At 62.9% G+C, this 13183-nt stretch carries 9 protein-coding genes; 7 read left to right on the top strand and 2 right to left on the bottom strand.

The annotated features are described in order from the left end of the window. Window positions 1-37: 37 nt before the first annotated feature. Together ICI42_RS07165 and ICI42_RS07160 are read right to left on the bottom strand one after the other, a co-directional pair. The gene (locus ICI42_RS07165; RefSeq protein ID WP_188164447.1) at window positions 38-1870 is read right to left on the bottom strand and encodes a DUF882 domain-containing protein; all 1833 of its coding nucleotides are present in this window, start codon (window positions 1868-1870) and stop codon (window positions 38-40) included. 316 nt (window positions 1871-2186) lie between these two features. Beyond that, complete coding sequence (locus ICI42_RS07160) at window positions 2187-3665, bottom strand: sigma-54-dependent transcriptional regulator (protein ID WP_188163877.1); 1479 nt, start codon at window positions 3663-3665, stop codon at window positions 2187-2189. Between the two features lie 140 nt (window positions 3666-3805). On the opposite strand from ICI42_RS07160, the gene ICI42_RS07155 reads away from it, so the two are divergent. From ICI42_RS07155 to ICI42_RS07125, 7 genes are all read left to right on the top strand, one after another. Beyond that, entirely contained in the window at window positions 3806-5638 is a 1833-nt protein-coding gene (locus ICI42_RS07155) for a M3 family oligoendopeptidase (RefSeq protein ID WP_188163876.1), read from the top strand. A gap of 3 nt (window positions 5639-5641) precedes the next feature. Continuing rightward, the gene (locus tag ICI42_RS07150) at window positions 5642-6784 is read left to right on the top strand and encodes an aminodeoxychorismate synthase component I (protein ID WP_188163875.1); all 1143 of its coding nucleotides are present in this window, start codon (window positions 5642-5644) and stop codon (window positions 6782-6784) included. Continuing rightward, on the top strand, window positions 6733-7389 hold the full coding sequence (locus ICI42_RS07145) for an aminotransferase class IV family protein (RefSeq protein WP_188163874.1): 657 nt from the start codon (window positions 6733-6735) through the stop codon (window positions 7387-7389). Before ICI42_RS07150 ends, ICI42_RS07145 begins: the two co-directional genes overlap by 52 nt. A gap of 165 nt (window positions 7390-7554) precedes the next feature. Continuing rightward, complete coding sequence (locus tag ICI42_RS07140) at window positions 7555-9000, top strand: homospermidine synthase (protein ID WP_188163873.1); 1446 nt, start codon at window positions 7555-7557, stop codon at window positions 8998-9000. A 94-nt stretch (window positions 9001-9094) separates the two neighbouring features. After that, complete coding sequence (locus ICI42_RS07135) at window positions 9095-9481, top strand: hypothetical protein (protein WP_188163872.1); 387 nt, start codon at window positions 9095-9097, stop codon at window positions 9479-9481. A 70-nt stretch (window positions 9482-9551) separates the two neighbouring features. Next, the gene (locus ICI42_RS07130; protein WP_188163871.1) at window positions 9552-10799 is read left to right on the top strand and encodes a phenylacetate--CoA ligase family protein; all 1248 of its coding nucleotides are present in this window, start codon (window positions 9552-9554) and stop codon (window positions 10797-10799) included. Between the two features lie 131 nt (window positions 10800-10930). Beyond that, window positions 10931-13063 (top strand): bifunctional metallophosphatase/5'-nucleotidase, encoded by a 2133-nt coding sequence (locus ICI42_RS07125; RefSeq protein ID WP_188163870.1) that lies wholly within the window; start codon window positions 10931-10933, stop codon window positions 13061-13063. Window positions 13064-13183 lie beyond the last annotated feature (120 nt).

Below are 13183 nucleotides of genomic sequence, written 5' to 3'. Positions count from 1 at the left end.
TTCCCGCCGGTTTTTGTATTCAATTCTAAGACCGCGCTCAGTCGGCCTTGAAGCGCGCCACCGAGAGGAACTTCACGGCGCTGCCAGAGAAGCGGTTGGCTTCGGCCTGCTGCTCGCTGGTCTGGAAACCGGAGGTGTAGACTTCCTGCGGCGCGGTACGAACGATGTTGTAGGCGAAGCGCGGCGCAGTGGTCGCATCGGTCACTGTCGTCACGGCCTGGTTGCTGCTCAGAGCCCAGCGCGCGCCTTTCGGCTCGGCTGCGACGACGACCGGCTTGCGATCCGGCTTCGTATCCTGCGCGGCGGGACGTGCCGCCTTGCGTGTGGTCTTGGCGCCTGCAGCGGCCGATGCAACGGGATCGACACTTTCGGCACGGGCAACGACAGCCGGCTTAGGCGCGGCGGTCGCGGCCACCTTCGGCGCGGAGACGGCCACCGGCGGTTGCTGCGCTACCAGGGCGGCTACAGTCAGTTCTTCGCCACGCGGCGCTGCCTGCGGAGCAGGTGTCGGCGCAGGCGCCTGCTTTGCGGCCATCGCGGCCTGAACCGCCATGTCCTGCGGACGCGCTGCCGGGACCGGTGCCGCCACAGGTGCTTTCGGAGCCTCGGGCGAAGCCAGGGCCATCAAAGTCTCGGGCTGCGCCGCAGCTTCGGCGACGGTCGCCGGAGCTGCCGGCGTATAGGCGGGACGCCATGTCGGAAGCGGAACATTGGCTTCGGCGATGGTGGTTTCGGCTGTTGTCGGAGCGAGTTCCGGCGCCGGATCGCCAGAAGCTGCGCCGAACGGGATGTTCTGCGGCGCGGCAGGCACGACGGCGGGCGTCGGCGCCTCCGCGATGACGGCGGCGATCTGCTGCTGGGCCGGCGCGACATCCGCCTGCGGACGGGGCGCGAAGGCAGGGATCGGCACACTGCGTACGGGAAGTGCCGCGATAATGGTCTCAGGCGTCTCGACCGGAGCCTGCTCCGCAATCTGCGGAAGCTCGGCACGCCGTGCGTATTCGGGCGCAATGACCTGGATGCCCGGCAGCGACGCCTTCGGGGCCGGAGCGGGCGCAGAAGCAACGGCGACAGGCGCACGCACCGGCGCCGCAGCCGGTCTGGTCGGCGCCTTGGGGCGCGGAGCCGCCACGGCGACCTGGGATTCGCCGGTATCCTCGTCCTCGTCGGCACCGCCGCCAAACAGCGCCGCCAACAGACCACCCGAGCGTTTCGGCGCACTGGCCGAAGCAACGCTCAGCGAGCCGCTGGCCTTGCGGGATTTGTAGGATGCAAGCGCCTGCTCATAGCCAGGCAATGGCTTGCCGTCGCTGGGCACGTGAAGCGTCTTGCCATTCGGGAAGATGGAAGCCAGTTCGCTGCGGCTGATGCCCGGCCAGTGGCGGACATTTCCGACATCCATATGGATGAAGGGCGAGCCAGAGCTCGGATAATAGCCGACGCCGCCGCCCTGAAGTTTCAGGGCGTTGTCGCGCAGCGTCTTCAGCTTCACGCCGGGAATATAGAAGTCCATCGCCTTGCCGAGCATGTGCTGGCTTTTCTCGGCCACGCCCTTGCTGCGGCTGCGCAGCATCGAATTGGTGGCCGGCGAGCGATAGGCGGAAACGACGTTGATATAGCCGGAAGCGCCGGAAGCGCGATAGTTTTCCCACACCAGATCGAACAGGCGCGGGTCCATCTTGGTCGGCTCGTTACGGCGCCAGTCCCGCAGGAACTGGTTGAGCTTCTTCAAGCCATCGGCATCGTAACGACCGTTGCGCTTGAAGGTGATCTCCGCCTTCTCGCCGGTGTGAATGAAGTGCACCTTCAGCGTGCGCGTTTCCGCGGCTGCACCAGTGGGAGAAGCTGCGATGAAACCGCAGGCGAGCATGACGCCCGTGAGCCACTTGGCCCAACGGCTTGGATTTGCATGCGGCCTGCGCTTGTCGTCTTCGATTCTATTCAAATCAAAAGGCCCTGTTTAGGCTGCCAGTTGTCCCCGGATTTGAAATCCGGACAGCGTTGGATTCGTGTCCGACTATCGATCCTAATGGTTAATCACTGCTTATTGAAGAGGAAATGCGGTGAGAGCGTGGCGATATACAGACAAAAACGCCGCCCACCGCCTCATGGTAAACCAATGGTTTATTTAGGCAAATGGGCTTGGACATCAGCGCCGCGGCAGGGCGAACTTTTTTCGGTCTGCCTTACATGCGGTCAATTTCAGGCTCGATGCCATATTCCTTGAGCTTGCGGTAAAGCGTCGAGCGGCCGATGCCCAGACGGCGGGCGACTTCGCTCATCTGCCCATTGTAGTGCTCGATGGCCATCCTGATCATCTCAAGTTCGACATCGGCGAGCGAACGCATATTGCCGCGCTCATCGAGCACCCGTAAGGCGCCGCCAGGCATTTGCGGCGCAGCTTTTGTCTGCGTAACGCCGGCACCGGCGACTGGATCGGTTCCCGTAACGTCGCGACCGCCCTCCTCCGCGATGCCGTGGACCTGGGCACGGATCTGCGGAAACTCGTCCTCTCCCAGCATGTCGCCATCGCACAACACCGAGGCGCGGAACATGGCATTTTCGAGCTGGCGTATATTGCCCGGCCAGTCATAGGCTTCGAGCAGGCGCATCGCCTCGTCGGAAATGCCGGGCACGCGGCCATGCGGCGTGGACTCGGCGAAACGGACGAGGAAATGCCGTGCAAGCAGCGGAATATCTTCACGGCGTTCGCGCAAGGGCGGCACGAAGATCGGAAACACGTTGAGCCGGTAGAACAGATCCTCCCGGAACTTTCCGTCCCTGACCAGTTGCAGCAAATTGCGGTGGGTCGCCGAAATCAGCCGGATGTCGACCTTGACGGCCGAACGTCCGCCCACCGGATCGACCTCGCCCATCTGCACCGCACGAAGCAGCTTGACCTGGACCTCCAGCGGGAGGTCGCCGATCTCGTCGAGGAATAGGGTGCCGCCATGCGCTTCGACGAATTTGCCGATGTGCCGTTCGGTGGCTCCCGTGAAAGAGCCCTTCTCATGGCCGAAGAGGATGCTTTCGACCAGATTTTCCGGGATCGCGCCGCAATTGACCGTGACGAAGGGTTTCGACCGGCGGTCGCCGGTGCCCTGGATGGCGCGGGCGACCAGTTCCTTGCCGACGCCCGATTCGCCCTCGATGATGATCGGGATGTTGGACGCCGAGGCCTTCTGCCCGAGCTGAATGACACGTTCCATCGCCTTGCTGTTGGTCACAAGGTCGCGAAAGGTGGGCGTGAGCGACGGCTTCGGAGCGGCGCGACGAATCTTGCCGCCCAATTCCTCGACCTTCAAGGCCTTGACCAGGGCGGCATTCAGCCGTTCCGGAGACGTCGGCTTCACCACGAAATCGAACGCGCCGTGCCGCATCGCCAGCACGGCGGTGTCGATGCCGCCTTGCGCGGTCTGGACCACGACGGGGATGGACATCGCTCGCTCGCGCATAGCTTCGAGCACGCCGATCCCGCTGAGGCCGGGCATGACGAGATCGAGAACCAGGGCGGTGACGTCCTGTCCGCGCGGACCATCCAGCACGGCCACAGCGGCCTCGCCGCTGTCGACCACGATGGTGCTGTGGCCGAACTTGCCCAACGCCGCTTCGATGAGGCGGCGTTGCACAGGATCGTCATCGACTATGAGTATGGAACCTGTCATGAATGAATGATGCGCGTCCGATAGGTGAGACTTTAGTGGATCATCTTGGCACAGGGTTATAAACAAGCTTTCAAGAAACCCGGTGAACGAAATACTAGAATTATGATTGCGTCGACGCGGCGCGGCAAAGAGGGACTTGCATGCATCGGACTACCGGCAACCGAGCACCGGGCCTTGCGGCGGCGGAGGGCGCGGCTCTGGGCAACTTGCCAGAGTGGAATCTCGCCGACCTCTATCCGACCATGGACGGGCCGGAACTCAAGCGCGACATGGAGAAGGCGGAGAAGGACGCCATCGCCTTCGAGAGCCGCTGGAAGGGAACCCTGCTCGTCGAGGCCGGACGCGGCAAGGATGGACGCCTCGGCGAAGCGCTCCAATCCTATGAGATGCTCGAGGAACTGATCGGCCGCATCGTTTCCTATGCGGGGCTGGTCTATGCCGGAAACACCGCCGATCCGCAGCGCGCCAAGCTCTATGGCGACATCCAGGAGAAGATGACGGATGCCAGCGCGCATCTCTTGTTCTTCGCGCTCGAGCTCAACCAGATCGACGACACGCTGATTTCAGCGGCCCTCGATAACGATCCCCTGTTCGACCATTATCGTCCCTGGGTGATGGACCTGCGCAAGGAAAAGCCGTTCCAGCTGGAAGACCGGGTCGAGCAGTTGTTTCACGAGAAGTCGATCACCGGCCGCGGCGCCTGGAACCGGCTGTTCGACGAACAGATGACCGCGTTGCGCTTCGACATCCAGGACGAGGAGCTGACGCTGGAGCCGGCGCTGAACCGCCTGCAGTCCGCCGATCCAGAAATGCGCCGCCTGGCCGCGGAAGCCCTGGCAAAGACCTTCGGCAAAAACCTGCGCACCTTTACGCTGATCACCAACACGCTGGCCAAGGACAAGGAAATTTCCGACCGCTGGCGCGGTTTCGACGACATCGCCGATTCCCGTCACCTTGCCAACCGCGTCGAACGCGAAGTCGTCGACGCGCTGTCTTCGGCCGTGCGCGAGGCGTATCCGCGCCTGTCTCACCGCTACTACGCCATGAAGGCGAAGTGGCTGGGCATGGAGACGATGAACCACTGGGACCGCAACGCCCCGCTGCCGGAAACGCCGCAGGCGATCATCGGCTGGGAAGAAGCCAAGAACACCGTGCTCGATGCTTATAACGATTTCTCGCCCGACATGGCGAAGATCGCCCGCACCTTCTTCGACCGCTCGTGGATCGACGCTCCGGTGCGTCCTGGCAAGGCGCCGGGCGCTTTCGCGCATCCGACCGTTCCTTCGGCGCACCCTTACGTCCTGCTCAACTATATGGGCAAGCCGCGCGACGTGATGACGCTCGCCCATGAACTCGGCCACGGCGTCCATCAGGTCCTGGCCGGCAGCCAGGGCGCGCTCATGGCATCAACGCCGCTGACCTTGGCCGAGACCGCTTCGGTGTTCGGCGAGATGCTGACGTTCCGCTCCCTACTCGACCGCACCACCGACAAGCGCGAGCGCAAGGCGATGCTGGCCCAGAAGGTCGAGGACATGATCAACACGGTCGTGCGCCAGATCGCCTTCTACGAATTCGAACGCCGGGTGCATACCGAACGTCGCGCCGGAGAATTGACCTCCGATCGGCTCGGCGCCTTGTGGCTCGAAGTTCAGGGCGAAAGCCTCGGGCCTGCGATCACCATGCGCGCGGGCTACGAGACCTTCTGGACCTATATCCCGCACTTCATCCACTCGCCCTTCTATGTCTATGCCTATGCCTTCGGCGACTGCCTGGTGAACTCGCTCTACGCCGTTTACCAGAATGCCGAGCGCGGCTTCCAGGACAAGTATTTCGACCTGCTGCGCGCCGGCGGCACCAAGCATCACTCTGAGTTGCTCAAGCCGTTCGGGCTCGATGCGTCCGATCCCGCCTTCTGGCAGAAGGGCCTGTCGGTCATCAGCGCGCTGATCGATGAGCTGGAAACGCTCGACTAGCCGATGAGCGCGCCTTTCGTGCTGTTTCGCGACGATGTGGCGGGACATGACCTTCTGTTCGAAAGTCCCGCCGAGATCATCGTGGCGGAGACGGCGGATGCTTTCTTCCCGGCCATGGACGCGCTGGAAAGGGCGCGTCGCGCTGGGAAATGGCTGGCAGGCTATTTTTCCTATGAGGCCGGCTATCTGCTGGAGCCGAAGCTGCGGCCGATCCTGCCCGAGGGCCGACGCACCCCTTTGGTCTGCATGGGTGTTTTCACCCAACCTTCCGAACGAACCCTGCCAACCCCTTCGCCTGCGACCAACGGGCCGATCTTCGAGGCGCGCGCGGCATGGTCGGAAAGCGATTACGCCGAACGTTTCGCTCGGTTGCACCAGCATCTGCGGCAGGGCGATTGCTATCAGGGCAACCTCACCTTTCCGGTAAGAGCGCAATGGTCGGGAACGCCGCTGAGCGCGTTCGAGGCGCTGGTGGAGCGTCAGCCGGTGAAATATGGCGCGCTGGTCTCGCTTGCCGGTCCCGCTGTGCTGTCGCGGTCTCCCGAGCTGTTCTTCGACATCGACGCGGAAGGGTGGATCGAAACCCATCCGATGAAGGGGACGGCGCCACGCGGCCGCACCAAGGCCGAAGACGAGCGGCAGAAGCGCTTCCTGCGCAACGATGAGAAGAACCAGGCCGAGAATCGGATGATCGTCGATCTCCTGCGCAACGACATCTCGCTGATCAGCGAGGTCGGCAGCCTGGACGTGCCCGAACTGTTCCGCATCGAGACCTATCCAACCCTGCACACCATGGTCAGCCGTGTCAGAGCCAAGCTGCTGCCGGACCTGACGATCGAGCGCATTTTCGCGGCCCTGTTCCCTTGCGGTTCGATCACCGGCGCACCGAAAATCCGCGCCATGGAAATCCTGCGCCAGTTGGAAGCCGTGCCGCGCGACGCCTATTGCGGCGCCATCGGCTGGGTTTCGCCGACCGGCCCGATGCGCTTTTCCGTCGCCATCCGCACCATCACACTGCACGAGAATGGCGAGGCGGTCTACAATGTCGGCGGCGGCGTGGTGTTCGATTCCACGGCCGAGGAGGAATATGCGGAATGCCTTCTGAAAGCGCGCTTCGCGACGGGAACGGTTCCAGCTTCGGGCTGATTGAGACGTTTCGGTGGGAACCCGGGAGCGGCTTCGTCAGGTTGGAGCGGCACCTGGCTCGGCTCGTTGCCTCGTCGGCGGTTCTTGGCTTTGTCTATCCCGAGGCCGATATCAGAGATCGCTTGGCCCGCATCCGCGGAAACGGCGCGCTGCGGGTCCGGCTCGAACTCTCCGCCACAGGCACCATCGATCTGGCCGCACAACCCTTTGTGCCACTGCCTGCCGATACGGTCTGGAACGTCCGCATCGCCCAGGCGCAGCTCGATTCGACGGACACTCAGCTGCGCCACAAGACCACGCGACGCGGCGTTTACGATGCGGCCCGCGCCGAGTTCTCGCGCGACGACGCCGACGAAGTCATTCTCCTCAACGAGCTTGGAGAGATCTGCGAAGGCACGATCACCACCATCTTCGCCGAGCGCGATGACGGCATCTTGGTCACGCCGCCGCTTTCATCCGGCCTGCTGGCCGGGGTTTTGCGGGAAGAACTGCTTGCGAGCGGCAAGGCTGTAGAAAAGATCGTTCATCACGCCGACCTCGAACGGTACGCCCGCCTGTTCTGCGGCAATTCGCTTCGCGGGCTTATTCCAGTATCCTTGCGATGAACTGGCGCAAAACAACCCGAAACCGTCATGCAACTGTGGTAGCAGCAGTTCGTTGCAGGTAACCATCTCCGACGAAACCTGCAGTTTGGGGTTTATTGTGACACAGTTCTGTGATTAGCCAAACAATAGGAAAAGCACAGCAACAGAAAAGGAGTGCCCCCGTAAATGGCGAAAGCAAAATGGCCGGTCTACGGTGAGATAACAGGACCAATCGTGATGATCGGCTTCGGCTCGATCGGTCGCGGAACCCTCCCCCTCATTGAACGCCATTTCAAGTTCGACACATCGCGGATGACGGTCATCGACCCCCGCGATACGGATCGGAAAATTCTGGACGAGCGCGGCATCGCCTTTGTCCAGGACTCGGTCACGAAGGAGAACTACAAGGATCTGCTGACGCCATTGCTGACGAAAGGCGGGGGACAAGGCTTCTGCGTCAACCTGTCGGTCGATACCGGATCGGTCGACCTCATGCATCTCTGCCGCAAGCTCGGCGTGCTCTACATCGACACCGTCATCGAGCCCTGGCTCGGTTTCTACTTCGACGACAACAAGGACAATGCCGAGCGCACCAATTATGCGCTGCGCGAAACACTGCTGGCCGAGCGCCGCAAGCACCCGGGCGGCACGACCGCCGTGTCGACCTGCGGCGCCAACCCCGGAATGGTCTCCTGGTTCGTCAAGCAGGCGCTTCTCAATCTCGCACGCGATCTGGAACTCGACTTCGAGGAACCGGCACAGTCCGACCGCGAAGGCTGGGCCAAGCTGATGAAGAAGGCCGGCGTCAAGGGTATTCACATCGCCGAGCGCGACACGCAGCGTGCGAAGGAGCCCAAGCCGCTCAACGTCTTCTGGAACACATGGTCGGTCGAAGGGTTCATCTCGGAAGGCCTGCAACCCGCCGAACTCGGCTGGGGCTCGCACGAAAAGTGGATGCCGAAAAACGCCCGGAAGCAAAAGAAAGGCTGCAAGGCGGCGATCTTCCTGGAGCAGCCCGGCGCCAACACGCGCGTGCGCACCTGGTGTCCGACCCCGGGGCCGCAATACGGCCTGCTGGTGACCCATAACGAGGCGATTTCGATTTCGGACTATTACACGGTCCGATCGAAGGAGGGGAAAGTCAAATATCGCCCGACCTGCCATTACGCCTATCATCCGTGCAACGACGCCATCCTGTCGATGAACGAGATGTTCGGCGCGGCGGGCAAACCGCAGCCGCTGCTTCATGTCCTCGATGAGAACGAGCTGGTGGACGGGCGCGACGAACTGGGCGTCCTGCTCTACGGCCACGACAAGAACGCCTACTGGTACGGTTCGCAGCTGACGCTCGAAGAAGCCCGCAAGCTGGCGCCTTACCAGAATGCCACCGGCATGCAGGTGACGTCGGCGGTGCTGGCCGGAATGGTCTGGGCTTTGGAAAATCCGGAGGCCGGTATCGTCGAGGCCGACGAGATGGACTATCGCCGCTGCCTCGAAGTGCAGTCCAGCTATCTCGGCACGACAGCGGGCTATTACACCGACTGGACCCCGCTCGAAGGCCGGCCCGGCCTGTTCGAGGAAGACCTCGACCAAGACGACCCGTGGCAGTTCCGCAATATTCTGGTGCGGTAATCTGCCCTGTTTTGGGACACAAATCCGACGCACCGCCTTGCTTTCATCGCCAAATCAAGCGATTGAAGCAAGGCGGATGTGGAGAGGACGGCATATGAAAATTGATCGCACCATCATTCGGGCGGGGTCGATGACCTTGCTCGCGGCAGCACTTGCCGCATGCACCACCGCCGGCTCGCCTCCCTCCGGAGGTCCGGGCGGCCGTCCCGCGCCGACCGGCGTGGAAGGTACCTGGATCGACGCGAAGGGCACCGGCCTGTCGACCTTCTCGGCGGGCTCGTTCAAGACCGTTGCCACCGACACCGGCCAGACCCTGTCCGACGGCAGCTACACCATGACGGGCGCCAACGCGGTCCAGATCACCGGAACCTCGCTGATCCGTCAGGCACCCATCGGCTTCAACTGCCTGATGGTCTCGCTCAATCAGCTCAACTGCACATCGTCGGCCAACCAGCAGTTCACGCTGACCCGGCGCGTCTGAACGATCGGTTGCCTGCGCGCTTGCGCGGGCGGCGGGCTGTTGCGATAACTTCCCTCAAAAGACGGGGAGGTTGTCGGTGAAGCATTTCGATACGGACGAAACACGCAGTCCCGAGGCGCGCGAAAAGGCATTTTTCGAGCGCCTTGCGCCCTTCCTGAGTACGGCTTCAGAAAAGCTCCCTGGCCTGCGCTCATGGCTTTACGGGCATGACCTTGGCATCCGCAGCCGCGAGGATCTGGCGCGGTTGCCGGTGCTGCGCAAGCCGGAGTTGATGGATTTCCAGGCCCGCACGCCGCCCTTTGGCGGCTTCGTCGATCCCGATGCTGTGGTCGGCAAGCGCATCTTCTTGTCGCCCGGGCCGATCTGGGAGCCGCAGGGCGGCGAGACGGAGGCCAAGGCCGTGGCCCGCGCAATGTACGCAGCCGGCATCCGGCAAGGCGATACGGTCCACAACGCCTATTCCTATCATATGACGCCGGGCGCCTTTTTCATGGACGAAGGCGCGCGTGCCTTGGGCTGCTCGGTCTTTCCAGCAGGGACCGGCAACACCGACATGCAGGTCGACGCGGCTGCGGTGCTCAAGCCCAAAGCCTACAGCGGCACGCCCGACTTCCTCAAGGTCATCCTCGATCGCGCGGAAGAGACAGGCAAGGACCTGTCCTCGATCGCGCTGGGCCTGGTTTCGGGCGGCGCGTTGTTCCCGTCGCTAAGAGCGGAATACCGCATGCGCGGCATCGCGGTGCTGCAATGTTTCGCCACGGCCGAGTTCGGCGTCATCGCCTATGAAAGTGCCGATGACGAGGGCACCCCCCTGCCCGGGATGATCGTCAGCGAGAACCTGCTGGTCGAGATCGTCCGGCCCGGCACCGGCGATCCCGTGCCGGACGGCGAGGTTGGCGAACTGGTCGTGACCTGTCTGAATCCAGCCTATCCGCTTGTCCGGCTCGGCACCGGCGACCTCTCGGCTGTTCTTCCCGGCCAGTCGCCCTGCGGCCGCACCAACATGCGCATCAAGGGTTGGATGGGCCGCGCCGACCAGCGCACCAAGGTCAAGGGCATGTTCATCGATCCCAAGCAGATCGCCGAGATCGTCAAGCGGCATCCCGAGATCGCCAAGGCCCGGCTGGTGGTTCGGCGCGACGGCGAGCGCGACGTCATGGCGCTGCATGTCGAACCGGCAGACGAGATCGCGTCGGAAGCCGTTGCAGCCTCGCTGCGCGATATCACCAAGCTGAGCGGCGATGTCGTCATAGCCGGCAAAGGAAGCCTGCCAAACGATGGCAAGGTCATAGCCGACGAGCGCGACTACACGAATTAACCGCGTCGCCAGAACAGGGTCGGATTCTCCTTGCATCCGAAAAACGGGGGTGTGAACATGACCCCAGAACGCACCGGTTTCGGCGGGCGAACGGCTCCATGGCTCGCACCAGATCACTCGGGAGACATCATATGAGAAAATTCGCAGCACTTGCCGCGCTTTCCGTGTCGGCAATGGGGATTTCGGCAGGCAGCGCCTTTGCCGATTACACGTTGAACATCCTGCACATCAACGACTGGCACAGCCGCATCGAATCCAACAACGCCACTGAATCGACCTGTTCCGAAAAGGAAGAAACGGAAGGCAAGTGCATCGGCGGCGCGGCCCGCTTGGTGACCGCCATTGCCGACCGCCGAAAGGCGCTCGACGGCCAGAACGTGCTGCTTCTGAACGGCGGCGACAACTTCCAGGGCTCGCTGTTTTACACCACCTACAAGGGCGCGGTGGAAGCCGAATTCCTCAACCAAATGAAATTCGACGCCATGACCGTGGGCAACCACGAGTTCGACGATGGCGAAGAGGCGCTGGTGCCATTCCTGGAAAAAATCGAATTTCCAGTGCTGAGCGCCAATGTTCATCCCAACGCGCAGTCGAAGGTCGGCGACCGCATCAAGCCGTCGATGGTGATCGAGGTCGGCGGCCAGAAGATCGGCATCGTCGGCGCCGTGACCAACGACACGCCCGAAGTCGCCTCCCCTGGCCCGAACATCACCATCGAGGACGACATCAAGACGATCACCGCCGAAGTCGAGAAGCTGAAGGCGGAAGGGGTGAACAAGATCATCGCGCTGACGCATGTCGGCTATCCCCGCGACAAGGAGCTGATCGCCAAGATCCCCGGCGTCGACGTGGTGGTCGGCGGTCACTCGCACTCGCTGCTGTCTAACACGGACGCCAAGGCCGAGGGCCCCTATCCCACGATGGTCGACAACCCCGAAGGGTATAAGGTGCCCGTCACCCAGGCGGCCTCCTATTCGAAATATCTCGGCGAGTTCAAAGTCGTCTTCGACGACAATGGCGTCGTCAAGGAAGCCAATGGCGACCCCCTTTTCCTCGACAACGCGATCAAGCCGGATGAGGCCGTTCTCGCCCGCATCAAGGAACTCGGCGCGCCCATCGAGGAGCTGAAGAACAAGGAAGTTTCCGAGGCGACCGCCATGATCGACGGCAGCCGCGAGACCTGCCGCGCCAAGGAATGCGAGATGGGCAATCTGATCTCCGATGCGATCCTCGATCGCGTCAAGGATCAAGGCGTCACCATCGTGTTCCAGAACGGCGGCGGCATCCGCGCCTCCATCGACCAGGGCGTCATCACCATGGGCGAGGTTCTGACGGTGCTGCCGTTCCAGAACACGCTTGCCACCTTCCAGCTTTCCGGCAAGGACATCGTCGCTTCGCTGGAGGCAGGCGTCAGCGAGATTGAGGAAGGCAAGGGCAAGTTCCCTCAGGTCGCCGGCCTGAAATATTCGTTCGACAAATCGGTAAAGCCGAATGAAGGCCGCATCAAATCGGTCGAAGTGATGGACGGCGGCAACTGGGCGCCGATCGACGAGGCCAAGGTCTACACGGTGGCGACCAACAATTATGTCCGCCAGGGCGGCGACGGCTACAAGCTCTTCGCATCCAATGGCCAGAACGCTTACGATTACGGCCCGAGCCTGGAACAGGTGGTGGCCGACTATCTCGGCAAGAACCGCCCCTTCACCCCCAAGCTCGACGGCCGTATCACCCAACTGGCACAGGCAACGCCGGCGGAGCCGAAGCCTGCGGAACCCGCGGCAACGCCGGCGGAACCCGCCGCCCCGGCTACGCCTGCTGCACCGGCTGCGCCAACCGCTCCTGCGACCCCGCCCGCGGCTTCCCCCTCCGCGCCGGCAGCTGAAGCACCTGCACCGGCCATGCCGGCACCTCCGGCCGGCTCCAGCGACATCGCCAACACCCCGCCAAAGATCGAGGGCACCCCTGCGACACCGGCGGCACCCGCAGCGCCAGCACCGGCTGAACCTGCGCCGTCTGCTCCAGCACCGGCCGCACCTGCGCCGGCCCCGGCAACACCTTCTGCTCCCGCACCGGCAACCCCAGGCACGTCGGCTGCATCTGCCGAGAGCTCGCACACCATCATTGCAGGCGACACGTTCTGGGATCTGGCAGAGGCCAAATATGGCGATCCGCTGAAGTGGCGCTTGATTTCCGAAGCCAACCCCGACGCGCGCGCACGGCACCTGACGATCGGCGAGACACTGGTGATCCCGGCGGCCAACTGAGCCGTATAAGCTCTGACCGACAAGACCCGCTCGGAACGCTCCGGGCGGGTCTTTTCATTCCTGTGCTCGCCTGCGGCTACACGCTGCATTCTAAGGCGGCTGCGGTTGGGATAGGCAAGA

Origin of the sequence: Oryzicola mucosus (assembly GCF_014534685.1) — a bacterium.
GTDB classification, from domain to species: Bacteria; Pseudomonadota; Alphaproteobacteria; order Rhizobiales; family Rhizobiaceae; genus Oryzicola; species Oryzicola mucosus.
The sequence above is the reverse complement of the archived record's forward strand: the minus strand, read 5'-3'. Positions and strand labels throughout refer to the sequence as shown.